Genomic DNA, 25792 nt, shown 5'->3' with positions numbered 1-25792 from the left:
CTGTAGTAGTTTCGGTGCATCGCCAATGGCGACCCAAGACCGATAAGCGCCGGGTAGCTCGGTCGGACTCTCAGAGTTCGGGGCCTTCTTCTCAGTGGAACAATTTCCCCACTACATGCTCGACCTGATCGTGGTGGCGGATGCACCCTGTTGCCTCTGCCAGGCAATAGCGGTCATCCGCTTCGACGCTCATATTCAGCCCCGGCGCCCATCGGGTAAATACTGGGCGCCCTTTGTGCGCGGATGCGTGCCAGTAGGTTCCGACCCAGGCCACGACAAGGGTCGGTTGGCGAATCATGACGCAGTGAATCAAGCTTTGCGAGGAGCCGTTCGACTGCGCAAGACCGTCAAAGGTGGTTTTTCTCTTCCTCGCCTGGCCCCCGCCGGGCCCCTCTTCACTTTATTCAGTCCTCTAATTGCCGCTGTATTCCAGGTGTCAACAATCGGCTTGCAGCGCCTTGACGCGCGACGTTGCCAGGTTTATAGAAAGGGGGTGGTTCGCTGTCGTTGACGGCCCAGCCCAGGTAGCCAGAACCTTTAAGGCTACGCCACGTTCGTGGTGGTTGACCCAAGTGCGATCAGCGTTCGGAGGCGCGCACGGTTACCGTTTCAGCGGTGATGAATGCCCACTCCCCCAGGTCCTCGGACTTTTCCCGCGGACGCTCTTCGACCGTACCGCTATTCCCCAGGTGCAGCATCCTGCTCGTCATCGGCTTGCCGCTGACGGGTCGTTCGTTGCTGACTTTTACGTTACCCACCCTGACGGGGGCTCACTTCCCCGTCCAGGGAGTGTGTGTCGCCGTTTTCCCATGTAACAGGAGAAACCATCATGGCCCACGCCAACCAACCCCAAGAAGCCATCAGCGTTATGCCGAAGCACGCTGATATCGGCTGTGACATCTGAATCATCCGCCTGACGGAGTCAGCATTCTGAACTATCGACGCGTGCTGAATAACCACGAGTCAAGTCGGTGGTTGACATTTCGGTGCAGGATTTCACGAACCGCCGACTCAATTGATAAACGCCATGGATCGGGGCTGATTCTGCCTCGCTCCGAGGCTCTCTGCGCAAGCACCGAAGAGGCCGCCAGACCTATTGTTTGGAAGGACAGTCGATGTGCATAGACTAGGAAACTAACATGAGAATCGTTGCACAAGCTCTCGCCGCCAAGGCACAAGAAAAAACTCATTCAATCTCTCCTGACGCCACAGTGTTCGAAGCCATAAGTCGTATGGCTGAAAAGAATGTGGGGGCACTCATCGTCCAGGAGCTCGACCATCTCGTCGGTATCGTCAGTGAGCGCGACTATGCTCGAAAATTGGTCCTGCTCGGTCGCGCATCAGTGGCGACGCCGGTGAGCGCCATCATGAGCACTCCGGTCATTACGGTCACGCCAAAGGAATCCACGCAACGCTGCATGCAACTGATGACACAAGGTCATATACGTCATCTTCCCGTTGTAGAAGACGACAAGGTCATTGGTATTGTCTCCATAGGAGACTTGGTCAAAGAAATTATTACTGAACAACGAGATCTTATTGAACACCTTCAAAAGTACATTCGCGGAGAGTGATATGTCCCGTTTGAATGCCACGCTGAACGTAGTTGAATATCGGACCGACGTTTGTCCATGCATTGGATGTCCATATTGCTGTAACCCATGGCCTGGCGCCAACCTTGTGTATCGAAGCGCACTTCACAGCCGAAAAGGCGGATCTGCTACCTGCCATTTCCGCCAATTAGCTATGGCCTTTGGCTGGCTTCGCACAGGCCGCTTGGGTCGATTCAGTTGAAAACAGTCAGCTTCGATTTCCACGGTAGAAAAAATACGCGTCCGAGATTGAAATCCATGTGTTGCGCAGAAAGTTCAGGGCTCAGATTTGACGTAGCAGCGTGCAAAAGCGGCGTTTTCACCACTCAATGTATGGCTAGCCAAGCCAGGTCGACTTTTCAACACAATCGGCCGGTTTCTGGCTGTCGCGACCGGCGGAAAACGATCGAGGTAGTGTGAAAACATTTTAGGGCAGGTTTGACAGTCAGGACTGGAACGAAAGTCGCGGGCCCATGAAAGTTTTAGGTCTGAGGATTAATCAGACGCTGGTAGATTTTACGTAGCAACTCAGACTACAAAACGGTGTATGTATTTTCACACAGCCTGAGCCAAGCGATCATCATCTTTCGTTACCCGTTCGACGAAGCTAGTCCTGCGGCAGCTCGACACAATCGAACGGCTTGCCACCCGTGCCGAGACCGCCAGCACGGCTGAACCCGACGCGCGCTATCGCTTCGACTACCCCCGCCTGGCTCAGGATTTCCAGCGCATCCGCCAAGGGCTACAGGGCTACCTGTCCCCCTCCCGCGCCCAACCACGCGACCCCGCGGAACTGGTCGGCGACTACCGCCTCGACACGCCGCCCGTGGGGCCCTCGCCATGAGCATGACTACCACACCCTGAAGGCGGCCAAGACCAAAGACGCCGAAGTTCGCGTGCAACTTCAGGCCGACAACGGAGTGAACTATGGCGAAGTGGCCCGGACCATGGCGTCCATCGAGCGAGCGGGGATTACCAAGCTTTCGGTGATTACAGCGAAGTAGTTTATCGATGGCTAGAAACGTCACGGTTTTCAGGAGTTGAACCGACGAAAACGATAGCGCGGTCTCTCGTTATTGCGCCCCCGCATGTTCGTGAGTTGTGGTGGTGGTGGGGACGGGTGATTTTGCAGAGATCACTACCCGTCTGATTCCTCGCAAACTATTGTCCGCTCCAGATTAATGCCGATTTTGAGGTAGGTCATTCTTGCATCGCACGTGGGTCGATTCGGCGTCGGCGCCTACACCGTGAGCATAAATCTAGGTAGCGGCATTGGACGGCAGCTTACAAACCTTCCTCAGGATGGGCCACTTCTACCGCGCCATGGGGTCTGACCGTACCGCAACTGTGCACGCTAGGATCATTCAATGGAGCGGCTCACTCACCTTTGCGGCTTGGTGTCACAGAAAGACGCAGAAAAGGCGATATCGGTAACGCCCGTTAGACCTTCAATAACTGACTGATTTTGAAAGCAGCATTCTGCAAATGAGGAAGAACAATTTCGAGCAACCCTGCCCTGTTAACTCGGTTTGCATGACCACCCACGTTCATGGCCGCGATAATTCGACCATCTCGACCGAAGATTGGCACTGCGATTGATTGCAGTCCCTCCTCTAACTCTTCGTTGACGAAGCAAAAACCACGCTGTCTAGAAAGCGCAATAATATTTTTAAGGGACTCAATATCCGTGACAGTTCTAGGTGTGAAACCTATGATATTACTCGTTGAAAGAATACTATCCAGCTGCTTCTCCGTAACTCCCCCCAACAAAATTCGCCCCATAGATGTAGCCCAAGCCGGCAATCTTGAACCAATGGACAAATTAACCGACATTATACGATGAGTGGCAACCCGCATAATATAAACAATATCGTTGCCCTCTAAAACGGATATGGTACAAGTCTCCCCTGTTTGCTGAACAACTTCCTCCATGTAAGGGGTGGCCAACTCCCATAGCGGGTTCGCCGAAAGGTAAGAATATCCGAGATCCAGAATTTTTGGAGTAAGTGAGAACTTTCTATTTTCCTGACTTACGTAACCCAAATACTCCAGTGTGAGCAAAATCCTCCGTGCTCCTGCGCGGGTCAAACCCGTTACACCTGCGACTTCGGTCAACGTCATTAATGGTGTCGAAGGCCCAAACGCCAAGATCACGGAAAGCCCGCGCGCGAATGATTGAGCGTAAGAGTCGCTTGGAGCCGGAGAAATCTGATTGTTATTTTGCATATTGCGCCAAATACAATAAATATTTTGATTGAAGTTGGCAATCTACCAATGCCTAGGCATCTGTAGGGCGAGTACTCCAATCGACTGGATAAAGAGCGTAAAAGACCTCTGCACCTTCGCCACTATAAGAGACCGTGGTGTTTTTGGGAATCCAAATGATGTCACCGGGGCCTGCTGAGAGCAAATCAATGCCCACGTGTAGCAAGAAATTCCCGCACAAGACCACACAAACTTCGTCGTAGCGTAGAGTCCACGAAATATCGCAACCATTGAGGTGGAGGATGCCAGCCCCCATAGTCTTGCTCAAACCGCCATTCACTGCCCTAGCCAGCCAAGCCTTACCTTCATTCTCGGCGCCACCGAAAGGTGAAAAATCCATACTATTTTTTTTGATGTGGACAACTTCCGACATGCTACTCACCTTTAGAGATATTAAATATAATGAAAAACCTGATCAAGACTGCGACTGAATCGCTTCACAATCTGAGATATTTCTTCTTCTGATACAGTATAAGCGGGAGAAAAAACAACATGATCGCCTTGAGATCCGTCGACAGTACCGCCGTTTGGATAAATCAACAATCCGTTTGCAAATGCCCGCTTCTTTAGACTGCCATTAACTTTTAAGGTGGGAGAAAAACATTTCTTGGTTTTCCTATCGGCGACCAATTCAAGCCCTACGAAAAGCCCCCTTCCGCGAATGTCTCCAACATGTGGATGATCAGCGAAATTTCGTTCCAGCTCGCTTTTAAGTTGATGCCCACGCGCCCTCACATTAGAAAGTAAATCGTCTTGATGAATTATTCTGAAAACTTCCAATGCGGCGGCACAGGAAGCGTTGTGCCCCATGTACGTGAATCCATGCTTAAGTAATCCAGTGCCACTTTGGATGGCATCAGCGATTTTTTCCGAGACAAGTGTGGCGCCAATTGCTTGAAACCCACCTCCCAGGCCTTTGGCAATCGCCATGATGTCAGGGAATACGCCGTCATATTCACAAGAGAAGTAGGTACCTGTACGACCCGCGCCGCACATCACCTCATCAAATATCAAAACAACCCCATATGCATCACATATTCGGCGAACTTCTTTGAGATAACCTTTCGCTGCCGGCACACAACCAAGCGTTGCTCCAACGACGGGTTCACAAATGAACATAGCAACTCGTTCCGGGCCGAGTTCGAGGATTTTCCCTTCCAACTCAGCAGCAGCCCTAATTCCATATTCCTCCTCAGTTTCACCGTCTTCCGCCAGCCGGTACTGATAACATGGAGTGATAAAGTGCGCACTGAATAGTAGAGGTGAATAGGTTTCTCGACGCGGTATATTTCCACCCACAGCGAGAGTACCCAGTGTGCCGCCGTGATAGCTTTGGTGGCGAGAAATAACCTCAGTTCTCCCTAGTTCGCCTTTCTCCACCCAATACTGTCTAGCCAACTTCAGCGCGGCCTCGACGGCTTCAGATCCGCCACACGAAAAGACCACCTGGGAGAGATCACCAGGAGCTTCAGCGACAAGCGACGCGGCCAGCTCTTCGGCAACGTCGGAGGTAAAGAACGAGGTGTGAAAATAGCTAACTTCATTCAGCTGCCGGGCAATGGCAGCAATGACGCGGTCATTGCCATGGCCCAAGCATGTGACAGCAACCCCACCTGCGGAGGCATCAAGATAGGAGTTACCTTTGTTATCAGTTACCCACACCCCTCGACCAGAAGATAAGACAGAAAGTGTGCTATTCAACGTGCGATGGAGAATTTTGCTCATTAATACCTCGCGAACAATCTTATTTTTTCAGTGCGCCATCGTAGGCGGTTGTAGCATTAACCGACTCGCCGGGAATTGAGTCAGACAACCCAGATAATTTGGACGAAAGTGCCTGAGCCAATCGCTCGGCAGAAATTTTTATACGACGCTCATTTAGGTCACGGCCACGATTTATAAGAGAATCGATGCTTCCCGTTAACGCAATGGCATAGATAACGGATTGACCAGGAATAACAATCGGCGATGCAATACCGGCATACCCCTCAACATCCTCACCTATGCAATAGGCCATTCGAGATTTTCTTATAACTTCGTATTCCTTTATAATTTCGGCCATGTCAACTTTCGTATTAGGCGTTAGCTTTGGCAGTGGATTAGGCAAAATCTGTGATACACGCTCCAATGAGTGAAAAGCAAGAATTGCTTTTGCTGACGATGCAGCGTGAAGAACTACTTCACTTCCCGGCAAAACATACCCTCGTACCCGCGTGTCGGGCCCCATAATTGCAATGCTTCGCACAAAATTTCCAGACAGCTTTGCAACGAAGCATGACTGACCCGTCTGCATCGCCAAGTCTTCAAGAATGGGCTGACATACACTCCTCACCCATTCTTCTGTCGCTCCCATGTAAAGAAGATTTATGCACCGAGGGCCTATCTGATAACAAATCGCGCCACGATCAATGATTTCAACCATCCCAGTCTCAGTAAGTCCTTTCAGCAACCTGTGGACTGTAGTTCTCGGCAAATCAAGAATCTCTGCAATAGGGGCAAGCGAAAGGCCATTAGGGAAACCTGAAAGAACCTCAAGTGTACGAATATATCTTTCTAATGGCTTATCCATAATATTCACCCTAAAACTTATAAAATAATTATCCGGCGAACGAAATCCAACGGTCTTTTACGTCGAACATTTTCATCGTAAGCGGTACAAACCAAGGATTCCCGCGATACAACGGCATGGTTGGGAAGGCTTGGGTCTCGAACACAGAATACCCTTCTTTCATGCCTAAGATTTTTTGGGCCATTTTGACTCCGAAGTATGTTCCCATAGGAACACCAGCAAAATTGTACCCTACCGCATAGTGGATCCCGTCTTGAACGCCTATATGAGGCATAAAATCGAACGTCCCCCCGCATTTACCCGACCATGCGTGGCTCAGTGCAAGGTCGTCACCGAGGCCAGGGAGAATGGTCAGCAACAGCTTCCGCAAATCTCCTGCCAGATCCATTGGCCCTGGGACATTTCGGCCTGTCATGCCCCCGAACAGGATTCTGTTGGCATCTGGAGCGGGCCTGATGAAATTGATATTCATCACAGTCTCTAGATATGTTCGCCGGTTAGGAAGCAGCTCTTCCACCTTGCCTGCTGGCAGCTCTTCAGTGGCAATCATATAGCCCGTGAAAGGAATTACCCGTCGCTGAAGCCAAGGCATCAATTCAGCACTATAGCCATTGGTGCCTACCACGACGTCCCGTGCTTTTATCGAACCACGTGTGGTCTCGAGTTGGCGAAACTCTCCACTTTTGCCAATGGACTTGACCTTCGTTTGCGATATGAACACAACACCTGCTTCGCGGGCGCGTTTGACGAGACCGTCATGATATAAGCCAGGATGAATGCTTCCCAGATCTGGGATGACAGCGCCACCAAAATAAACATCTGTTTGTATTTCGCGGTGCTGCTCACTGCGGGGGATCATCTCGAAATCAGACCCAAGAACCGCCCGATTTCGAGCCAATTCCTTCTCAAGTAGACGATAGTGAGCAATTGAGTTAGCGCCTATGAAGCGTCCGCATGTATTGCGATAACACGTAATCCCTTCAGAGTCTACGATATCTTCTACTAAGTGCAGAGCGCTATTCAGTTCAGCGTAGACAGCATCGCCGTAACTTTCCCCTTTCTCTTTGCATAGCCATTCATGGCTGCGCTTTAGAGTTCGCCCCAAAAACCCAGCGTTTCGACGTGAAGCCCCATATCCACAGTTTTCTGAGTCAATCACCACAACTGATTTGCCGGCGCGGGCCAGTGTCAACGCGGCCATAAGCCCGGAAAAGCCACTACCCACTACAGCGACATCTGCACTGGCAGGCAACTCATTAACGGACTCAGGCGTCAGGGGGGCTTTATCCCACCAGTATGGTAGTTCTCTAAAATCAGCAGTCAAAAACTTTTTATCGATCATATCAGCACCACCAACCCTTCAGACCTTTTGACGCTGGAGGCGGCCTGCCAACAGCATGAGAACCACAGTTAATATAATCACTATTACGGAAGCCGAAATAATCGTCGGCTCCAACTGTTCCCTCATCCCGCTGAACAGCTGCCTAGGCAAAGTTCTTTGTTCTGGGCCAGCTATAAACAGAACTGCGACTACTTCATCAAACGAAGTAATGAAAGCAAAAACTCCGCCTGCGACCACTCCTGGAGCGATCAGTGGAAGCATTACGGTACGAAAAGCTGTTAGCCTACTTGCCCCTAAACTGGTTGCCGCACGCATAAGATTAAAGTCAAATCGGCTCAGGGTGGCCGTTACTGTAACAACCACGAAAGGCGTAGCAAGAACAGTATGAGCGAGAATTATTCCAGGAAAACTATGAAGCAGCCCAATCTTCGAGAAGAACAGATAGAAGCCAAGCCCAGAGACTACTACCGGGACAATCAAAGGAGTCAATATCAGAACGAAGACAGCGTTTCTGAACGGAAACTTTGGGTTAATCAAACCAATAGCAGCGCTAGTTCCCAGCGTGGTAGCCAACAACGTCGTACATACTCCGATAATCAGGCTATTTTTTATTGAACTGATCCATAAAGGATTGTTGAAAAAAGCCTCAAACCATCGCCACGACACTCCTGGCAAGGGATATGTAAACCAAGGGTCGCTACTCACCGACATAGGGAGAACCAGAAGCAGCGGTGCCGATAGATAAACCAATATCACGCCCACAAGCGTATACATAACCACCCTGACAATTAGCGGAAGATCGTTGTATTCACGCATTAGATTCGCCCTCCATTACGACGCATGATTTGACGACACAGCGGGATAGCTATCAAAACAGCAGCAATAGTTAGCAAGAGACTTAGAGCAGAAGCAAGTCCCCAGTTAAGTTCTTCGTTGACGAATCGGGCGATGTAATAACTCGCCATCTGGTCAGCAGCACCACCAACCAGTGCGGGCGTGATGTAATACCCCAGGCAGAGAATAAAAGTAAGCAACGCCCCGGCGGCAATGCCAGGGAGTGCCTGCGGCAGGAATACGGTAATGTGGGCTGTTAGCGGCCCAGCCCCCAGAGAACGTGCTGCTCGCACATGTGTCCTGGGGATTGTTTTCATTACGCTGTACATCGGTAACACCGTGAATGGAAGTTGGATCTGTGTCATGGCAGCGACAGTTGCGAAACGGGTGTAAAGTAGTTGAATCGACGAATCACTAAATCCAATGTACTGCAATAGCATATTTACTACACCATTAGACTGAAGCAAAACCACCCAAGACATACTCCTCACCAGCAGCGATGTCCAAAATGGAACAAGCACCATTAACAGCAATATGGCGGCCCACTTACCCTTTGCTTCAACCATCACATAAGCAAGCGGATAACCCAACAGCACTGTCAGTAGAGTAACCCCGAGGCTGATTAGCGCAGTTCGTTTGAACATTTCAAGGAAAGCATAGCCTTGATCACTTGAAATTTTACCTGATGCGTCTAACTTCTCTAACTGATCAGTAGCCCATTTAAGATAGAAAAAGCTTTTGGTATTACTTGCATTTCCTATAACGCTCCATACCGCTTTTTGCTTCCATGCTGGATGTGCTGATTCAAGCCTTAGCCGCCAGTCGGCTTGCTCGCCAGACGCTGGAGCCGATAACTTTTTCATCGTTCCGATGATAACTGCTCGCCCTCCTACAAGTTCATTACCTACTCGTTGAGAAAGGGCACCTATGTTTCCAGATGAATTCAGCTCGACAAGATCTCGTACGACAGCCTCGTATGCATCGGTCGGGAGAGGTGAACCCTTGCTCCAGCCTTTGATAATCGCGGTCGTACGAGGTAATGAATTGCTTATCGCATCATCCTGAATCGAATAGAAAAAAATCGCAGAAATCGGCAGCAAAAAAAATGCAGCCAAAAATATAATCAGTGGTAGTGCTGGTGCGATCGCCAATAATCGTCTACGCACACCTCGAACTTTTATCGAGTCTTTAGTAGGTAAAACTATGGACGTTTCAAATGAATTCATCACGATTCCCCTCGCGGTACACGGCGTGTACTTTCGGCACGCCGTGTACCCTTTTACTTACTTCGATACCCAGGTAGAGAAGCGAGCGCTTAATTCAGGCCCATTCAGCCCCCAAAACTCAGCGTTCTGGACAAGGAAGCTCTTCATGTTTTCAGGAGCAGTCGGGAGATCTTTAAGCTTTTCAGGGCTGACATTTTTCAACGCGTCCGTCACTGTTGGGCCGTAGTCAACATATTTCGATAGCTCGGCATTGTTAGACGTGTTAAGCGTGTACTGAATAAACTTATAGGCCGCATCTTGGTTTTTTGAACCTTTGGGAATCGACCACATATCGAATCCTTGAATTTGCCCGTTCCACACGATGCCCAAGCCTGCCTTTTCGTTCTTATTAGCGTCGCCAACTCGACCGTTCCAGGCCAAACCAATTACGGCCTCGCCACTTTTCAACAGTTGAGGCGGTTGAGCCCCAGCTTCCCACCAAACAATGTCTTTTTTGATGGTGTCCAATTTTTTGAACGCCCGGTCTACACCTTCCGGCGTTTCAAGCACCTCATACACTTTTTCAGGTGGGACGCCATCGGCCATCAAAGCGACTTCCAAGGTATCTACCGGACTTTTGTGGAAAGTACGCTTACCTGGGAATTTCTCTGTGTCAAAAATATCGGTGATAGTGTTCGGAACGTTTTTCAGTTTTGCAGGGTTGTAAGCAAGGATCGTCGCGTACGAACTGACGCCAACGGCACACTCTAGCACGGCGCCCTGAACCAGCGAGCTAGGCTTTACGATCTTGGAGTAGTCCAATTTTTCTAGCAGACCTTGGCCACAAGCTTGCTCGGCGCTTTGTGGATCAACATCGATCACATCCCAAACGACAGAGCCGCTTTCTGTCATTGCCCGTAACTTAGCCAGCTCGCCGCTCCACTCGTCCTGGCTCACTTTGATGCCGGAAGCTTTCGCAAAAGGTTCCATGAATGCACTGCTTTGGTGTTTTTGGAGCGCACCTCCCCAAGATGTCACTGTAAGCGACTCGGCGGCGTACGATGTCGAACAAAAGCCAGCTGCGAATGCGATATATACATATTTGGCGGCGTTATTCATTTTGTATCTCCTAGTTCGTCAACTTCAGTGTTTTTATGGCAGATAGTCCAAAGCTTCAGAGTCTTCTGCATTCCACTCCACGATAACTTTATTTCCCGCTTTGTACGCGCTGCTTCTTGCTTCTCCCGACATCCGCGCAACTACTTCCTGCCCACCGCCGACGTCTACATGAACGCGGAATTCATCGCCATAGAAGACGGACTCCAATACAACGCCGGAAATCGCACAGTCACCTCCAACTGGGGTCAACCTAACTTTCTCCGGCCGAACAACTATGGTGCACTGCTCGCCAACACACGTATGATTTGATGCTCTAGCGCTGATTATCTGAGAAGACTTCAGCTTCACACGGGCCTTCCCATCGACAATACTTTCGACCACACCATGAATTTTATTATTTTCACCAACAAAAGTAGCGACGAAGGTATTCACGGGATGCTGATAAATATCTTGAGGTGTTGCTAACTGCTGAATAACACCATTGTTAAATACCGCTACACGATCAGACATCGTCAGTGCTTCGCCCTGATCATGGGTGACGTAAACGACGGTCAACTTCAATCGATTACAAATGTGTTTAATTTCAAGCTGGAGATCTTCACGAAGACGCTTATCTAAAGCCCCAAGCGGCTCGTCCATAAGAACAAGCTTCGGTTCAAAAACCAGTGCACGCGCAAGAGCAACACGCTGCTGCTGACCGCCCGACAGCTCTGAGGGTTTGCGCTTGCTCATCTTATCGAGCTGAACGAGCTTCATGACTTCCTCGACCCGCCGCTCAATTTCTGGCTTTACGATTTTTCTCATCTTGAGTGGATAACCGATATTCTCTTCCACCGTTAAATGGGGAAAAAGTGCGTAATTTTGGAAAACAACCCCCATATCCCTTTTTTCAGGAGGCAAATCCTGAATAGGAAGACCATCAACAATGATATGTCCTTCCGAGGGGTGCTCGAAGCCCGCAAGCATCATTAACGTCGTTGTCTTACCTGAACCTGAAGGGCCTAGGAAAGACACGAATTCTCCTTTCTGGATGTCCAGGTTCAGATCTTTTACGACCCAACTCGCACCATCGTAGCTTTTGCATACATTTTTGAAGCATACCTGCAGACGCTCGCCGTCCACATAAGTATCCCTGACAGTCACTTCCGCACCAAAAATCTGGTGGTTGACTGAGGGTGATGATCCTTCTGCAATCATTTCAAATCCTCCGAAGTTAACCATGCATCTCTAGGGCAGAGAAATTTCTACAACCTGTGCCAGCGGTGGACTTACTCGACCCAAAATCATGCTGGTTTTGTATTTATTTTTTTCTTCAAGAGCATTGTTTCTTTACAAGCTTTTCTATACAAGGCGCACGTTTTCAAGACCAACGCGCTCGCGTTTAGCAACGGTAGTTTCAGGAGCTGCTTCAAAATCTCGGGCGTATTTGTGGCCTGTGTACACTGCTTGGAAGATCGCTGCTGGGGCAAGACAATCTCCTACCCTTCCAACTGTTAAAATTTTACTGCCCGCATCTTGCTCCATGAAATTCTGGAGGCCATAGAATAGGGAGTCATTCGCTATCCTTGACGTGACCATGACTACGCTTGCGATAGTCAGCTGTTGCGCGCGGCCCGTGTACGTATGGAGTAATTGTGCTTCACCTCCCTCGATCCTCGCCAAAATACTGTGAGTTCTCAATGCCACGCCACACTCGTCCAGGTGTTTGACGACCCTTGCGAGCTCCAACGTATTGGCTGTAAATGCCGATATCTCTGCCGCAGGTGTTGCGATGACGACTTCAAAACCCTGACGTGCCAGCTTCTCCGCGATGACGCTTCCCATATAATAGTGGTCGTCGTCATATACCAGAACCGGCCCTTTTTTTACCGGTACACCATCCATGATGTCGTCCGGCGAAAGCACTTGCACCGAAGAATCTACTGGGATGGGACGGTCATTTGCACGCCCTACACCATCCGCACGCCATTTGGAGCCCGTTGCCATGACTATGTGTGCAGCGCCGAACTCAACAATGTCTGGAATCGAGAGATCACTGTCCATGTATATTTCAACGTTGGGTAGCTTGTTGAGTTGGGTAATACGCCAATCTCTAACACGCAACCATTCCCGCAACCCTGGCAATTGCTCCCCTTCACGCGTAACCCGACCACCCAGTTGCGTGGTGCGTTCAGCGAGCGTGACCTGGTACCCCCGTTGGCCTAGAGCTCGCGCACACTCCAAACCCGCGGGCCCAGCGCCAACCACTAGTATCTCGCTCTCGGACTGTTTGGGCGCGATATATTCCGGATGCCATCCTCTGCGCCACTCTTCACCCATCGTAGGATTTTGAGTGCATCTCAAATTGGTCATAGCAAAATGACTGGAGACACATATGTTGCAACCGATGCATTCACGGATGTCCTCGTATCGCCCTTCTTTGATTTTGTTGGGAAGAAAAGGATCAGCAATGGATGGACGTGCCGCACCGATCAAATCCAGCACCCCGCGTCGAAGCATGCTGGCCATGGTATCAGGCGATGTAAAACGCCCAACACCGACGACGGGTTTGGTAGTCACCGACTTGATGCCCAACATGAAACGTTCATGATCGTTTTCTGACGCGAACCTCGAGCTCGGTGAATCGTCCGCCCAAGTACCGACTACCAGATCCCATAGGTCAGGAAGTTCAGCCAGAAGTCCTATAGCTTCAATGCCCTCATCCTTTGCCTGCAAACCCATTGGGCCGCAAAGCTCATCGATGATCAAACGTACACTAATTGCACATTTGCCTTGGGTCGCATCACGGCTTACTTCGATTAACTCTTTGAGCAAACGTGTACGGTTGACGAGCGAGCCACCGTATTCATCGCTACGCTGGTTTCTAGGGGAGAGAAATTGAAACGCAATCGTTGAAAAGTTTGAATCGACATTGATGATGTCAAAACCAGCTTGTAGTGCGCGCCTGGAAGCAGCAGCCCACCAGTCATGTAGATTTCGAATGTCTTGCTTATCCATCGCCCGAACCTGGACAGGATGATAACCGCTGACTGGGCGAGACATAGGCCCTAAGGGGATCTCACGCGTCAGTCTATTACCGTTGTAATACGTCGAATACGCCAACTGTACACCAGCAAGAGAGTTGTGTTCGTGGACAGCTTCAACCATTCGTGCCAGCACAGGAATGTCGCCATCGTCCCAGAGTGTCTGAAGCACCTCAGGCATCAAATCGCTGCTTGGATGCACCGAGCAGTTCTCAGTATTCACGATTCCCCACCCACCTTCTGCTTTTATGCCTCGCATTCGAGCATGAGCATCCGGACGAAGGTTTCCCATACCATTGCAGTGGGGAGTTTGATAGAACCGATTTCTTGTCGTGACTGGGCCAATCTGTAACGGTTCAAAAAGCGAAGCAAAAGGAGAACTATCCATTACAGTATCTCAGTGATGTCGTCATCTTATTTTCGTCTCAAAGACGCCGCCCGACCGGGCGGCGTCCCAGTCTTCACTTACGCAATTTGATCCAGGTGGTTTTTAGATCAGTGTATTTCTCGATTGCGTGTAGCGATTTGTCGCGGCCGAATCCTGACTGTTTAACGCCGCCGAACGGAACGGTGATATTGCCTTCGTCGAAGCAGTTAACCCAGACCACACCAGCCTTTAATCCACGAGACATTGACATCGCAGTATCGATATTGCTTGTCCACACAGCTGCACCAAGACCATAAATCGTGTCATTAGCAATCTGTAACGCTTCATCAGCACCTTTGAACGTGATCGTTGCCAGCGCCGGCCCGAAAATTTCTTCCTGCGCAATGCGCATCGAATTTTTTACTCCGTCAAAGATTGTCGGCTCTACGAAGTAACCACCGGACTCCGTCCGTACACGCTCACCACCCAACACGACTTGCGCGCCCTCTTTACGGCCAATATCGATGTATTCGAGGACACGATTCATTTGTGACTCGCTAACAATCGCCCCGAGTTTGCTTTCAGGATCGAGCGGGTCGCCTGGTTTCAGGGTTTTGCTGATCTCAATGACTTTGGCGAGGAATTCGTCCTTGATCGCCTCGTCAATAATGAGGCGAGAACCTGCATTGCACACTTCGCCTTGGTTAAAGAACACCCCATAGGCCGCAGCGATTGCTGCCTCATCTAGATTTGGGCAATCGGCCATAACAATGTGCGGACTTTTGCCGCCGCACTCTAAAGAGACACGCTTCATGTTGGATTTGGCGGCATAGCCTAGGAACAGCTTGCCCACTTCGGTTGATCCTGTGAACGTTACCGCGTCGACATCTCGGTGCAAGCCAAGGGCACGCCCAGCGATTTCACCGAATCCAGTCACTACGTTGAAAACACCTTCCGGAATGCCCGCCTCAAGCGCGAGTTCAGCCAGTAGCAGGGCGGACAAGGGGGACTGTTCGGCAGGCTTTAGCACAACTGAGTTGCCAGCAGCCAGTGCAGGGCCAAGTTTCCAGCAAGTCATCAGCGTCGGGAAATTCCATGGGACTACAGCACCTACAACGCCGATGGGCTCTCGCGTGATGAGCGCCAACGCATCACTGCCGGTGGGAGCAACCTCATCGTAGATTTTGTCGATCGCTTCCCCGTACCAAGCTATGCAGTTCGCTGAAACTGGGACTTCGATGTTACGGCTGTCACCGATGGTCTTCCCCATACTCAAAGTGTCGAGCAATGCAATTTCGTCGCCATGAGCAAGCATTAGCTCTGAAAAGCGTAGAAGTACTTTCTTACGATCACTCGGTGCTCTGCGAGACCAACTTCCAGAGTTGAAAGCTTTGCGAGCAGAGGCTACCGCCGCATCGACGTCCGCTACGTCTCCTGCTGCTACGTTGGCAATCGGTTTACCCGTAGCCGGATTAATTGCAGCAAACGTTTTTCCTGACTGTGCATCAACCAACTGACCATTGATGAACAACTTCGACCTGATCTTTAACGATGCAGCCAATTCCCGCCAATTGGTGGTACTCATCAAATTCATCCTGTTCCGGTTATCGGTATAAGTGACCGTTTAAATACATTGACTGCTTTCGCTCGAAGCTGTCAACACAATCTCTAGCCACGCCAAAGTCAAAAACGCATCATAAAATTCCTGGTTATAACGTTTTGTTATCAGGTGCCCATCCCACGCCCAATTTATCGAGCAATAGTGCGATTTCGTGTCAGATAGCGTCATCGCACGCCGTAAGGCCTGTAGAAGATTTCGCTAAAATTCCCACCATCGCGCTAAATTTTGGGCCGAGTATTTTTTTCTTGACGTTTATCTGCCGTCGGGAATAGTTTAATAGACGAACATGATGTTCATATATTGAACATTCAACGGTGATGAATACCAAGAGAGGGCGGTTCCGTGGATGCATTCATTTGCGACGCTGTGAGAACACCGATTGGGAGGTATGGCGGCGCTCTGTCATCGATTAGACCTGATGACTTGGCTGCCGTAGCCATTCAAGGCTTGATGAAGCGCAGCCCAACGCTGTGTATGGATGCGGTCGAAGAGGTCATTCTTGGCTGCGCCAACCAAGCCGGAGAAGACAATCGTAACGTGGCGCGAATGGCGGCATTGATTTCGGGATTACCGGTCGATGTGGCCGCTGTAACCTTGAATCGGCTATGTGGCTCTGGAATGGACGCGATTGGGTATGCCGCTCGTATGCTGCATTGCGCAGAAGCCGAAATAGTCATTGCTGGTGGTGTTGAGAGCATGAGTCGTGCCCCCTTCGTTATGCCCAAAGCAGACCGTGCTTACGCAAGAGGTACCGACCTTTACGACACCACAATCGGTTGGCGTTTTATAAACAATGAGATACGGCGTCTATATGGCGTCGACTCGATGCCTGAGACGGCGGAAAACGTTGCTAACCGCTACGAGGTTTCCCGAGAAGATCAAGATTTGTTCGCGGCTCGAAGCCAATCTAAAGCACTCAAAGCACAAGCCGCCGGCGTCTTCGACAGCGAAATTATTCCAGTGCTAGTGCAGCAGAAGAGAAATGACATCCCGATAGCAGTTTCCCGTGATGAGCATCCTCGAATGATTTCCGTAGACAAGTTAAGCGCGCTGCCAGCAATAGTCACCTCCAATGGCAGCGTCACAGCTGGTAACTCCTCGGGGATTAATGACGGCGCCGCAGCGCTGCTCATTGCATCCCAAGCTGGGATCAACGCCAACAATTTGCGGCCTATCGCACGAATTCTCGGAATGAGTACCATCGGTGTTGAACCATCAATGATGGGCATCGGCCCAGTACCAGCAACAGAGAAGCTGTTAAAGCGCTTGGGCCTGACAATGGATGATTTTGATCTCATAGAGATAAACGAAGCATTCGCCGCTCAAGCTCTCGCGGTAACACGAGGTCTGAATCTTGATGATGATGACCCACGTGTAAATCCGCATGGTGGAGCCATTGCTCTCGGGCACCCCCTGGGCATGAGTGGAGCACGCTTGGTTGGAACAGCTGCGCACAGCCTCAAACGTACCGAAGGTCGACTCGCTCTCTGCGCCATGTGTGTCGGAGTGGGTCAGGGTATTGCAATCGTGATCGAGAATGTGAGGGGTGAAAACTCGTGATCAACAAAATCTCGCCAAGCCTGGAGGACGCCTTGAGCGGTATCTCAGATGGAGCCGTGATAATGATCGGCGGATTTGGCCCTTCTGGTCAGCCGACTACGCTAGTTGATGCTTTAATTGCCCAAGGGTCTAGAGATCTCACTGTTGTCAGTAACAACGCGGGCAATGGCGAAGTCGGACTGGCTGCCCTTCTGAAAATGAAGCGAGTAAGGAAAATCATTTGTTCCTTCCCCCGCCAGGCGGATTCCTATGTATTCGATGAAATGTACAGAAGAGGTGACGTCAAGCTTGAGCTTGTTCCACAGGGCAATCTTGCTGAACGGATCCGTGCAGCTGGCGCAGGGATAGGTGCTTTCTATTCACCAACTGGGTATGGCTCACCGCTCGCGGAGGGTGTCGAAGCGCGAAACATCGACGGTAAAAACTATCTCCTCCAGTACCCAATCAAAGCTGATTTTGCACTGATTCGAGCTGATCGTGCTGATCGCTGGGGGAATCTTACCTATCGCAAAGCTGCCCGAAATTTTAATCCGATCATGGCAACTGCTGCAGCCACCACAATCGTGCAGGTTAGGGAAATCGTCGATCTAGGAGAGCTGGATCCCGAGTCAGTCATCACACCAGGAATTCATATCCAGCGGGTGTATTGCGTGGGGGGTAGATGATCATGCAAAAATTGACTCGTGACGAGATAGCAGCCCGGGTTGCTGCAGATATCACAGAAGGTGCTTACGTTAATTTGGGTATCGGTCTTCCTACACTAGTGGCCAACCATCTACCTAATGATCGAGAAGTAATTCTGCACAGCGAAAACGGGATTCTTGGAATGGGCAAAGCCCCACCCGAAGCTGAAATCGATGGTGATCTGGTAAACGCCGGTAAACAGCCGGTCACCCTGCTTCCCGGCGGAAGCTATTTCCATCATGCAGACTCGTTCGCGATGATGCGGGGTGGACATTTGGACATATGCGTTCTTGGGGCATTTCAAGTATCCGTAGATGGTGATTTAGCGAATTGGCATACGGGTGATGCAGATGCTATCCCGGCAGTCGGCGGTGCCATGGACTTAGCACTTGGAGCGAAAAATGTATATGTGATGATGGAGCTCTTCACCAAATCTGGGGAGAGCAAGCTCGTGAAAAAATGCAGCTACCCATTCACTGCCCTCAACTGCGTGTCCCGCGTATACACGGATATGGCAACGTTTGACATCACCCCAAATGGAGTTATCGCCCGAAATCTGATCGAGGGTCTGACCATTGCTGATTTGATGGATCTGACCCAATTGGAATTTATCAGCGACACTCTGGTCGAGGACTAACCATGTATTATCCTAGTTTCGACTCTGCTTCGGCGAAGCTTCATGAGCGTGCATTGAAATACCTTCCAGGAGGCAATACGCGTACAACCGTGTACATGAAGCCCTATCCCATCTACGCCGTCAAAGGCGCAGGATGTCGCGTATGGGATGCAGATGGTGATGTCAGAATCGACTGTATCAACAATTTCACATCTCACATTCACGGTTATGCGAACCCTATTATCAATGCCGTAGTTAAAAAACAGCTAGAGAATGGAACGGCATTCGGCTTGCCCACGGCTTCGGAAATCGATCTAGCAGAGTTGTTGTGTAGTCGAGTTGAATCAATCGATCGGGTACGGTTCACCAACTCTGGTACAGAGGCGGTGATGATGGCAATTAAAGCCGCTAGAGCCTTTACCGGCCGGGCTAAAATCGCCAAAGTCGAAGGGGCTTACCACGGCTCCTACGATTATGCAGAAGTAAGTCTTGATCCCAGGCCGAAAGAATGGGGCGAAGACGACACTCCTTCCTCCGTGCCATATGCAAAAGGAACACCTGGCTCCGTCCTCACAGACGTAATTACAATTCCCTTTAACGATCCCGAGAGCGCCGTCAGACTACTAAGATTGCATGCTGGTGAGCTGGCAGCTGTGCTGATCGACCCAATTCCAAACCGCGCAGGATTAATCCCAGCTTCGCAGCAATTTATTAATTCGCTCGTAGATACAGTGAAAGAAATCGGCGCCTTGTTGATCTTTGACGAAGTCATCAGTTTTCGATTGTGCTACCGGGGAGCCCAATCGATCTGGGACGTCAAACCCGATTTGACCGCCTTTGGTAAAATCATAGGTGGTGGATTTCCCATCGGTGCTGTAGGTGGGCGTGAAGACGTCATGGCGGTCTTTGATCCTACAAACGGCAAACCCGCGCTACCCCATGGAGGCACCTTCTCGGCCAATCCCATCTCTATGACCGCCGGATTGGCAGCCATGCAGTTATTGGATCAAAAATCATTCGATCATTTGGATGAGATGGGATCCAAGCTTAGAGCAGCGATCAATAAAATCTTAACTGCACGAAAGCTTGCCGGTAAGGCCGTTGGAATGGGCTCGCTGATTAAAGTACACCTTACTTCCAGCGATGTAACAGATTATCGATCGGCCTTTCAAGACACTGAAACAGCTCGAAGGTTATCCGTATTTGTTCATGGGCTGATTAACCGTGGAGTGCTAGTCGCCAACAACGGCCTCATTGCACTGTCCACGCCGATGAATAATGAAGACATCGATCTCATCACTCAGGCGGTAGAGGGGGCCGTAGATGACGTGTTGGTGAGCATGGACACCATTGAGTGAGATGCCTTAGGAGCGAAAGATGCGAATCGTCGTGGCTGTAAAAAGAGTTTTGGATTCAAATGTTAAGGCATCAATTATATCTGATAATTCAGGCATCAACCTATCGAACACGAAAATGGCACTTAACCCGTTTTGCGAGATAGCCGTTGAGGAAGCTGTACGGCTGAAAGAGAAAGGCGTGGCCACTGAAATCGTCGTCGTCTCCATCGGCCCGACCACCGCTCAGGAGCAACTGCGCACCGCGCTGGCACTGGGCACCGATCGCGCCATCCTCGTCGAATCCGCCGAAGACCTCACTTCCCTCGCCGTGGCCAAGCTGCTCAAGGCCGTGGTCGACAAGGAGCAGCCGCAACTGGTGATCCTTGGCAAACAGGCGATCGACAGCGACAACAACCAGACCGGCCAGATGCTCGCGGCACTGAGCGGCTACGGTCAGGGCACCTTCGCCTCGAAAGTCGAAGTGTCCGGCGACAGCGTTGCGGTAACCCGTGAAATCGACGGCGGCGCGCAGACGGTTTCGCTGAAACTGCCGGCCATCGTCACCACCGACCTGCGTTTGAACGAGCCGCGCTACGCGTCCCTGCCAAACATCATGAAAGCCAAGAAGAAGCCTCTCGAAGTGCTGACTCCGGACGCTTTGGGCGTTTCCACCGCCTCCACCAACAAGACCCTGAAAGTCGAAGCGCCGACGGCACGCAGCGCGGGCATCAAGGTCAAGTCGGTGGCTGAACTGGTCGAGAAACTGAAAAACGAAGCGAAGGTGATCTGATATGACTATTCTCGTAATCGCCGAACACGACAACAACGTGCTGGCCCCGGCCACGCTGAACACCGTGGCTGCCGCCGTGAAAATCGGTGGCGACATCCACGTGCTGGTCGCAGGCCAGGGCGCCGGTGTGGTCGCTGAAGCCGCCGGGAAAATCGCTGGCGTGAGCAAAGTGCTGAACGCGGACAACGCCGCTTACGCGCATCAGTTGCCGGAAAACATCGCGCCGCTGGTGGCCGAGCTCGGTAAGGGCTACAGCCACATCCTCGCCGCCGCGACCTCTAACGGCAAAAACATCCTGCCGCGCGTTGCTGCCGCGCTGGACGTTGATCAGATCTCCGAAATCATCTCGGTCGAAAGCGCCGACACCTTCAAGCGTCCGATCTATGCCGGTAACGCCATCGCCACCGTGCAGTCGAACGCGGCGATCAAAGTGATTACCGTGCGTGCCACCGGTTTCGACCCGGTTGCCGCAGAAGGTGGTTCGGCAGCGGTTGAAGCGGTTGCCGCTGCTCACGACGCTGGCACTTCCAGCTTCATCGGCGAAGAACTGGCCAAGTCCGATCGTCCGGAATTGACCGCTGCCAAAATCGTCGTTTCCGGCGGTCGCGGCATGCAGAACGGTGACAACTTCAAGCCTCTGTACGCCCTGGCCGATAAGCTGGGCGCTGCTGTTGGTGCTTCCCGCGCCGCAGTTGACTCCGGTTTCGTCCCCAACGACATGCAGGTCGGTCAGACCGGCAAAATCGTTGCGCCACAGCTGTACATCGCGGTCGGTATCTCTGGCGCGATCCAGCACCTGGCCGGCATGAAAGACTCCAAAGTGATCGTTGCGATCAACAAGGACGAAGAAGCGCCGATCTTCCATGTGGCCGACTATGGGCTCGTGGCAGATTTATTTGAAGCCATCCCTCAACTTGAACGAAGCCTCTGACAGTTTCATAAAAGTCGTTTACTCGCGAGCCAGGATCACTAATCATTGGCCTTCTCGTACATCCACTCAATGCGACCCGCTCCGTCGAGCCGGTCGCGAAAGCTACTCGTGATGTCGCTGCTCAGCTCCAAAGCATGGGCCACAGCGTTGAGGAGGTCAGCTTGGATATCGGTCTAAGCTGGGAAAGTTTCGTTGAGAAGAATGCCCGATTTTGGTCGGCGAACACCGCTGCCTGGATCAACGCGATCGCTGTGGGAACCGGCGGCCCCATCGATGCCAGCACCCTAGAGTCTGCCACTCTTTAGCTGCCCCAGGTGGGGAGTCAACTTACGGCTATTGATATGCTTGAGGCCATGCATCTAAGAAACTTAGTCACCCGTAGCATGCGTCACTTCTTCTCTAGATACGATATCTTGTTGACTCCGAGGCTGCCGGCGCTGCCCCCAGCGAGACCGACCGCGATTCGCCTTGCACACCCTACGCCCCATGCCAAAGCACGAGTCATTAACTCACCCGGCCTGGAATCAACTGCTTCTTCATGCAAAGCCATCCCGCTCGATGCATACACTCCGATGAACATTTGCGTGTTCCCCTTGGACGTCAGCCTCACCTGTGCGTCGACAAAAGTGTAGTGGTCAACTAATCCCGGACACGACGTTAAGTTTTTCCTTGGCCCGAGCCGGCGCCAGCCCACCGTTGAATTGGTGAGGCCGAATCCAATTGTAGCGATGCATCAAAAAATGGCTGATCTCACGCTGTGCTTCCTGCGCAGTTCGATAGCCCAAGGTCGGTATCCATTCTGTCTTCAAGCTGCGGAATACGCGCTCCATCGGTGCGTTATCCCAGCAGTTTCCTCGTCAACTCATGCTCTGGCGCATGCGGTATCGCCACAAACGCTGGCGAAAGAGTCGGCTTGCATACGCACGTAAATGTTCGCATCATCGGCATAGCGCACGAAGCGATGGCCCCGCCGTTCCAATTCGCGGTCGAGTTCGTTGAGCAGGATGTACGACAGCAACGGCGAGAGATCCCCAGTGTTGGCGAACATGACGCTGGATGGGTTGAAAGCGATGCTGGCAAAGAGGTTTCCCAACGCAAAGTGGACAGCCCGAAAAATGCAGATGGTGCGTCATGCAGACGACTTCATCATCACTGGCTGTTCGAAAGAGTGGCTGAAAAATGAAGTCAGGCCCGCCGTGGTTGAATTTCTGGCAGAGCGTGGACTTGTCCTCTCTCCGGAAAAAACCAAAATAACGCACATAGGGGACGGGTTCGACCTCCTCGGTTGGAACCTGCGCAAGTACAACGGCAAGCTCCTGATCAAGCCGTCCAAGGCGAACATCGGGGCTTTACTTGCCAAGCTGCGAGAGTTGATCAAGACCAACAAAACGATACGGCAGGCTAACTTGATAGGTTTGCTCAACCCGGTTCTACGGGGCTGGGCGAACTATCACAGCCATATCGTCGCCAAGAAGGTCTTCAATCAGGTGGACAGCGCAGTGTGGGAAATGCTCTGGCGATGGGCGGTACGTCGCCACCCTCGCAAGACACGCCGATGGGTGAAGGATCGGTATTTCAAAGTACAAGGGGCGCGTCGATGGGTATTCTCATGTGCTGGAAAATCCGCCGATGGTCGGAAGCGTCAGTACACGTTATTGGACGCCTCGGACACGCCAATTGTGCGACATATCAAGATCAAGGCTGCTGCCAACCCTCACGACCCTGAATGGGATGAGTACTTCGAGTCTCGCTGGGGCAAGAGGATGCTCACGTCCGTAAAAGGTCGAGCAAAGTTGTATCGGATATGGGTACAACAGGGCGGCAGGTGCTGCGCCTGCTTCAAGCCAGTGACCAAAGACACGCCGTGTGGCACAGCCGCCATATTGTGAAACCAGGTCACGGCGGGACGGATGCAGCGTCTAATCTTGAGATCTATCACCTGCGGTGCCCAAGGGATGTGCAATTTGCCAACGTCGACGATGTATAACCGGGTGCCCAACGGCACCTTAGCAGAGGCTTGAGCCGTGTGCTGGGAAACTCGCATGCACGGTTCTTAGGGGGGGTGGACGCGGGCAACCGCGTCTGACTACCCGACAACCAGATCCGCCCGTGGGCTCTTGGACGCAAGAACTGGCTCTTTGCAGGGTCGCTACGCAGTGGAAAACGGGCGGCGGCGATCATGAGTTTGATCCAGTCTGCGCGGCTGAATGGGCATGATCCTTATGTTTATCTGAAGGATGTTCTCACGCGCCTGCCGACGCAGCGGGCGACTGAGATTTCAGAGTTGCTACCGCATAGATGGGCGCGAGGGTAATCAATCAATCCAACTCGCTACGCGGCAAGCTCGACATAGCTCGACTCCCCACCTCCAGTTGCGCCCGACAACCAACCCCATACGAAGCTCAAAGTAGTACGTCCTGCGTGGTCAACACCTACCGTGCCACGAGACCAGCCGGTAAGAATCTCACCGTCCGTAGTTAAGCAATGATAAAGAAGCTCAATGGTATCGGCGCCTGTCACACGTCCGACTTGATTACCCATGCGGATGCGGCCGCCTTGGTAAGTACCCCAAATGGCATCATCCTCGACATGGTAATGAAATACGGTACCTGCGCCGGATAGCCCGTGGGTGTTGCCCGCTACCGTGAATCGGCGATTGTTCAAACGCTCGTTGATTTGAGAACAGGGGATTTCCATGAATGTCGTGTCCTTTAGTCGAGATATTCCATTCCATCTTTCGCCTGATCTTAAGCTATTTTGTCGCGACTGATGAAGATGCGGCTTCGGCTAACTCTGGAGCTGAAAACCACTAGATAAAACGCAAGATGGGTTCACTGTCCGCTTACGTTCAAAACTGGCAGCGGCGATCAGGTCCGGTTCCATCCAAGCACCTCGCACCAACTCCAGATAGCGAAAGCCCAAGCGGTAGCATTAGTAGGCGATAAAGCGTGGCCCGAGGGAGGTTCAACTGTGCGGCGAGTTGCTGATTATCCAGGCCGTCAGTGGAGAGTCCGATAGCTTCAAGAATGCCGAAGGTTTTGTCGAGAACGGCGGTTCCCTTTGCTCGGTCCATGCTGACCTCTTTGCAGTTTTCTCAGATGTATCACGATCCGTGAAGTGGGCGATGAAAAACACCACAATCAGCGTGATCCAGTCCCATGATATGAGAACCAAATCAGCCAGAAAATGCGAGTAAAGAACGCCATGACGAATAGCCTGTGATCACTTAAGCTGCTGGCTGCTACCTGCTACCTGCTACCTGCTGCTCAAAGGACGACTAATGTCATTCGATTTCCACCACCTTCTACTCGTCTTCACCGCCTACATTGTTGGAGCGGCAAGCCCTGGCCCCAGCAATATGCGGATCATGGGAGTCGCGATGCATCAAGGCAGAACACCTTCGCTGATGCTGGCTGCCGGAGTCATAAGTGGTTCTTTTTTTTGGGGATCTATGGCCGCCACAGGCGTCTCGGCCATTCTGCTCCAATTCGCACAGGCACTCTTCGTACTCAAGATAGTCGGCGGAGCGTACCTGCTGTTCCTTGCCCTAAAAGCTGGGCGTTCTGCTCTGACCTCTGATGAGCGAATTGAGAAAGCGCTGGCGGTAGCATCAACCGTCTCGGGCTTTAGCCTCTATCGTCGCGGTTTGCTTATGCACCTGACAAACCCAAAGGCTCTGCTGGGTTGGATCGCAACGATGACACTGGGTCTGGGGCCACAAGCGACGCCTGAAACGGTTGTGATCATCCTGGCCGGCTGTGCCGTGTTGAGCATTACTATTTTCTGCGGCTATGCGATCGTTTTCTCCACGGCACCGATGATTCGGGGTTATCGCAGGGCGCGCCGATGGATTGAAGGCACTCTTGCGTTGGTCTTTGGCGCCGCAGGTATTAAGCTGCTGTTCTCCCGCACCTGATTCAATGCCAGCCCTTGTGGG

At 51.5% G+C, this 25792-nt stretch carries 24 protein-coding genes and 4 pseudogenes; 12 read left to right on the top strand and 16 right to left on the bottom strand.

Annotated features, from left to right (window positions below; translation table 11 throughout):
- Positions 1-578 precede the first annotated feature (578 nt).
- A complete protein-coding gene (locus tag PSH57_RS11375) occupies positions 579-758 on the bottom strand; it encodes a hypothetical protein (RefSeq protein WP_305389561.1) in 180 nt (59 codons plus the stop codon).
- Positions 759-1139: 381 nt separating this feature from the next.
- Between PSH57_RS11375 and PSH57_RS11370 the strand changes: the two genes are divergently transcribed.
- The 3 genes and pseudogenes from PSH57_RS11370 to PSH57_RS11360 form a co-directional block, all read left to right on the top strand.
- The gene (locus PSH57_RS11370) at positions 1140-1574 is read left to right on the top strand and encodes a CBS domain-containing protein (protein WP_305389559.1); all 435 of its coding nucleotides are present in this window, start codon (positions 1140-1142) and stop codon (positions 1572-1574) included.
- Between the two features lie 625 nt (positions 1575-2199).
- A pseudogene (locus tag PSH57_RS11365) lies at positions 2200-2436 on the top strand (integrative conjugative element protein, RAQPRD family); the annotation flags it as partial.
- A 16-nt stretch (positions 2437-2452) separates the two neighbouring features.
- Positions 2453-2596: pseudogene (locus tag PSH57_RS11360) on the top strand (ExbD/TolR family protein); the annotation flags it as partial.
- Positions 2597-3032: 436 nt separating this feature from the next.
- On the opposite strand, the gene PSH57_RS11355 reads toward PSH57_RS11360, so the two are convergent.
- The 11 genes from PSH57_RS11355 to PSH57_RS11305 all read right to left on the bottom strand — a co-directional run bounded on the left by PSH57_RS11355 (position 3033) and on the right by PSH57_RS11305 (position 15910).
- On the bottom strand, positions 3033-3818 hold the full coding sequence (locus tag PSH57_RS11355; RefSeq protein WP_305389558.1) for an IclR family transcriptional regulator domain-containing protein: 786 nt from the start codon (positions 3816-3818) through the stop codon (positions 3033-3035).
- A gap of 52 nt (positions 3819-3870) precedes the next feature.
- A complete protein-coding gene (locus PSH57_RS11350) occupies positions 3871-4230 on the bottom strand; it encodes an ethanolamine utilization protein EutQ (RefSeq protein WP_305389557.1) in 360 nt (119 codons plus the stop codon).
- Between the two features lie 20 nt (positions 4231-4250).
- Positions 4251-5582, bottom strand: coding sequence for an aspartate aminotransferase family protein (locus PSH57_RS11345; protein ID WP_305389555.1), 1332 nt, complete (start codon positions 5580-5582; stop codon positions 4251-4253).
- A gap of 19 nt (positions 5583-5601) precedes the next feature.
- A complete protein-coding gene (locus PSH57_RS11340) occupies positions 5602-6426 on the bottom strand; it encodes an IclR family transcriptional regulator (protein WP_305389554.1) in 825 nt (274 codons plus the stop codon).
- Positions 6427-6454: 28 nt separating this feature from the next.
- Positions 6455-7768 carry an NAD(P)/FAD-dependent oxidoreductase gene (locus PSH57_RS11335; RefSeq protein WP_305389553.1) on the bottom strand — a complete coding sequence of 438 codons (1314 nt, stop codon included), beginning with the start codon at positions 7766-7768 and terminating at the stop codon, positions 6455-6457.
- An 18-nt stretch (positions 7769-7786) separates the two neighbouring features.
- Positions 7787-8584 carry an ABC transporter permease gene (locus PSH57_RS11330; RefSeq protein WP_305389552.1) on the bottom strand — a complete coding sequence of 266 codons (798 nt, stop codon included), beginning with the start codon at positions 8582-8584 and terminating at the stop codon, positions 7787-7789.
- Entirely contained in the window at positions 8584-9828 is a 1245-nt protein-coding gene (locus PSH57_RS11325) for an ABC transporter permease (RefSeq protein WP_305389551.1), read from the bottom strand. The genes PSH57_RS11330 and PSH57_RS11325 overlap by 1 nt, the downstream gene beginning before the upstream one ends.
- Positions 9829-9885: 57 nt before the next feature.
- Entirely contained in the window at positions 9886-10926 is a 1041-nt protein-coding gene (locus PSH57_RS11320) for an ABC transporter substrate-binding protein (RefSeq protein ID WP_305389549.1), read from the bottom strand.
- Between the two features lie 33 nt (positions 10927-10959).
- The gene (locus PSH57_RS11315; RefSeq protein ID WP_305389548.1) at positions 10960-12147 is read right to left on the bottom strand and encodes an ABC transporter ATP-binding protein; all 1188 of its coding nucleotides are present in this window, start codon (positions 12145-12147) and stop codon (positions 10960-10962) included.
- Positions 12148-12267: 120 nt separating this feature from the next.
- Positions 12268-14337: an oxidoreductase gene (locus tag PSH57_RS11310; RefSeq protein WP_305389547.1), complete on the bottom strand. Its 2070-nt coding sequence runs from the start codon at positions 14335-14337 to the stop codon at positions 12268-12270.
- Between the two features lie 73 nt (positions 14338-14410).
- Positions 14411-15910, bottom strand: coding sequence for an aldehyde dehydrogenase (locus tag PSH57_RS11305; protein ID WP_305389546.1), 1500 nt, complete (start codon positions 15908-15910; stop codon positions 14411-14413).
- A gap of 369 nt (positions 15911-16279) precedes the next feature.
- Here PSH57_RS11305 and pcaF point away from each other — a divergent pair, with 369 nt between their 5' ends.
- The 6 genes from pcaF to PSH57_RS11275 are packed head-to-tail and all read left to right on the top strand — an operon-like array spanning position 16280 to position 21855.
- The gene (gene pcaF / locus PSH57_RS11300; RefSeq protein WP_305389545.1) at positions 16280-17497 is read left to right on the top strand and encodes a 3-oxoadipyl-CoA thiolase; all 1218 of its coding nucleotides are present in this window, start codon (positions 16280-16282) and stop codon (positions 17495-17497) included.
- Positions 17494-18162 carry a 3-oxoacid CoA-transferase subunit A gene (locus PSH57_RS11295; RefSeq protein ID WP_305389544.1) on the top strand — a complete coding sequence of 223 codons (669 nt, stop codon included), beginning with the start codon at positions 17494-17496 and terminating at the stop codon, positions 18160-18162. Before pcaF ends, PSH57_RS11295 begins: the two co-directional genes overlap by 4 nt.
- A gap of 2 nt (positions 18163-18164) precedes the next feature.
- A complete protein-coding gene (locus PSH57_RS11290) occupies positions 18165-18818 on the top strand; it encodes a 3-oxoacid CoA-transferase subunit B (RefSeq protein WP_305389543.1) in 654 nt (217 codons plus the stop codon).
- Between the two features lie 2 nt (positions 18819-18820).
- Positions 18821-20155 (top strand): aspartate aminotransferase family protein, encoded by a 1335-nt coding sequence (locus PSH57_RS11285; protein ID WP_305389541.1) that lies wholly within the window; start codon positions 18821-18823, stop codon positions 20153-20155.
- A 19-nt stretch (positions 20156-20174) separates the two neighbouring features.
- On the top strand, positions 20175-20924 hold the full coding sequence (locus PSH57_RS11280; protein ID WP_305389539.1) for an electron transfer flavoprotein subunit beta/FixA family protein: 750 nt from the start codon (positions 20175-20177) through the stop codon (positions 20922-20924).
- A 1-nt stretch (position 20925) separates the two neighbouring features.
- Positions 20926-21855 (top strand): electron transfer flavoprotein subunit alpha/FixB family protein, encoded by a 930-nt coding sequence (locus PSH57_RS11275; protein ID WP_305389538.1) that lies wholly within the window; start codon positions 20926-20928, stop codon positions 21853-21855.
- 388 nt (positions 21856-22243) lie between these two features.
- On the opposite strand, the gene PSH57_RS11270 is transcribed toward PSH57_RS11275, so the two are convergent.
- Positions 22244-22549 (bottom strand): hypothetical protein, encoded by a 306-nt coding sequence (locus PSH57_RS11270; protein ID WP_422766079.1) that lies wholly within the window; start codon positions 22547-22549, stop codon positions 22244-22246.
- Positions 22491-22775 (bottom strand): annotated as a pseudogene (locus PSH57_RS11265) (integrase core domain-containing protein); the annotation flags it as partial. The gene PSH57_RS11270 and the pseudogene PSH57_RS11265, both read right to left, overlap by 59 nt.
- A gap of 84 nt (positions 22776-22859) precedes the next feature.
- Between PSH57_RS11265 and PSH57_RS11260 the strand changes: the two are divergent.
- Together PSH57_RS11260 and PSH57_RS11255 are read left to right on the top strand one after the other, a co-directional pair.
- A complete protein-coding gene (locus tag PSH57_RS11260) occupies positions 22860-23744 on the top strand; it encodes a group II intron maturase-specific domain-containing protein (RefSeq protein ID WP_340368596.1) in 885 nt (294 codons plus the stop codon).
- Positions 23745-23947: 203 nt separating this feature from the next.
- Positions 23948-24169: pseudogene (locus tag PSH57_RS11255) on the top strand (transposase domain-containing protein); the annotation flags it as partial.
- 17 nt (positions 24170-24186) lie between these two features.
- Here the strand turns inward: PSH57_RS11255 and PSH57_RS11250 are convergent.
- Positions 24187-24552 (bottom strand): avidin-fold protein, encoded by a 366-nt coding sequence (locus tag PSH57_RS11250; RefSeq protein WP_305389537.1) that lies wholly within the window; start codon positions 24550-24552, stop codon positions 24187-24189.
- 151 nt (positions 24553-24703) lie between these two features.
- The gene (locus PSH57_RS11245; RefSeq protein WP_305389536.1) at positions 24704-24928 is read right to left on the bottom strand and encodes a helix-turn-helix domain-containing protein; all 225 of its coding nucleotides are present in this window, start codon (positions 24926-24928) and stop codon (positions 24704-24706) included.
- 207 nt (positions 24929-25135) lie between these two features.
- Here PSH57_RS11245 and PSH57_RS11240 point away from each other — a divergent pair, with 207 nt between their 5' ends.
- Entirely contained in the window at positions 25136-25771 is a 636-nt protein-coding gene (locus tag PSH57_RS11240) for a LysE family translocator (protein ID WP_305389534.1), read from the top strand.
- Positions 25772-25792 lie beyond the last annotated feature (21 nt).

It is taken from the genome of Pseudomonas hefeiensis (genome assembly GCF_030687835.1).
Lineage (GTDB): Bacteria > Pseudomonadota > Gammaproteobacteria > Pseudomonadales > Pseudomonadaceae > Aquipseudomonas > Aquipseudomonas hefeiensis.
Note: the sequence above shows the minus strand (reverse complement) of the source record. Positions and strands in the feature narration are given on the sequence as shown.

Bases quoted from the DNA above. Each gene is read 5' to 3' on its own strand.
- PSH57_RS11340 (WP_305389554.1), bottom strand. From the start codon at position 6,426: ATGGATAAGCCATTAGAAAGATATATTCGTACACTTGAGGTTCTTTCA.
- PSH57_RS11275 (WP_305389538.1), top strand. From the start codon at position 20,926: ATGACTATTCTCGTAATCGCCGAACACGACAACAACGTGCTGGCCCCG.
- PSH57_RS11330 (WP_305389552.1), bottom strand. From the start codon at position 8,584: ATGCGTGAATACAACGATCTTCCGCTAATTGTCAGGGTGGTTATGTAT.
- PSH57_RS11325 (WP_305389551.1), bottom strand. From the start codon at position 9,828: ATGAATTCATTTGAAACGTCCATAGTTTTACCTACTAAAGACTCGATA.
- PSH57_RS11250 (WP_305389537.1), bottom strand. From the start codon at position 24,552: ATGGAAATCCCCTGTTCTCAAATCAACGAGCGTTTGAACAATCGCCGA.
- PSH57_RS11355 (WP_305389558.1), bottom strand. From the start codon at position 3,818: ATGCAAAATAACAATCAGATTTCTCCGGCTCCAAGCGACTCTTACGCT.
- PSH57_RS11370 (WP_305389559.1), top strand. From the start codon at position 1,140: ATGAGAATCGTTGCACAAGCTCTCGCCGCCAAGGCACAAGAAAAAACT.
- PSH57_RS11305 (WP_305389546.1), bottom strand. From the start codon at position 15,910: ATGAATTTGATGAGTACCACCAATTGGCGGGAATTGGCTGCATCGTTA.
- PSH57_RS11290 (WP_305389543.1), top strand. From the start codon at position 18,165: ATGCAAAAATTGACTCGTGACGAGATAGCAGCCCGGGTTGCTGCAGAT.
- PSH57_RS11345 (WP_305389555.1), bottom strand. From the start codon at position 5,582: ATGAGCAAAATTCTCCATCGCACGTTGAATAGCACACTTTCTGTCTTA.
- PSH57_RS11315 (WP_305389548.1), bottom strand. From the start codon at position 12,147: ATGGTTAACTTCGGAGGATTTGAAATGATTGCAGAAGGATCATCACCC.
- PSH57_RS11320 (WP_305389549.1), bottom strand. From the start codon at position 10,926: ATGAATAACGCCGCCAAATATGTATATATCGCATTCGCAGCTGGCTTT.
- PSH57_RS11285 (WP_305389541.1), top strand. From the start codon at position 18,821: ATGTATTATCCTAGTTTCGACTCTGCTTCGGCGAAGCTTCATGAGCGT.
- PSH57_RS11335 (WP_305389553.1), bottom strand. From the start codon at position 7,768: ATGATCGATAAAAAGTTTTTGACTGCTGATTTTAGAGAACTACCATAC.
- PSH57_RS11280 (WP_305389539.1), top strand. From the start codon at position 20,175: ATGCGAATCGTCGTGGCTGTAAAAAGAGTTTTGGATTCAAATGTTAAG.
- PSH57_RS11260 (WP_340368596.1), top strand. From the start codon at position 22,860: ATGTACGACAGCAACGGCGAGAGATCCCCAGTGTTGGCGAACATGACG.
- PSH57_RS11245 (WP_305389536.1), bottom strand. From the start codon at position 24,928: ATGGACCGAGCAAAGGGAACCGCCGTTCTCGACAAAACCTTCGGCATT.
- PSH57_RS11310 (WP_305389547.1), bottom strand. From the start codon at position 14,337: ATGGATAGTTCTCCTTTTGCTTCGCTTTTTGAACCGTTACAGATTGGC.
- PSH57_RS11350 (WP_305389557.1), bottom strand. From the start codon at position 4,230: ATGTCGGAAGTTGTCCACATCAAAAAAAATAGTATGGATTTTTCACCT.
- PSH57_RS11240 (WP_305389534.1), top strand. From the start codon at position 25,136: ATGTCATTCGATTTCCACCACCTTCTACTCGTCTTCACCGCCTACATT.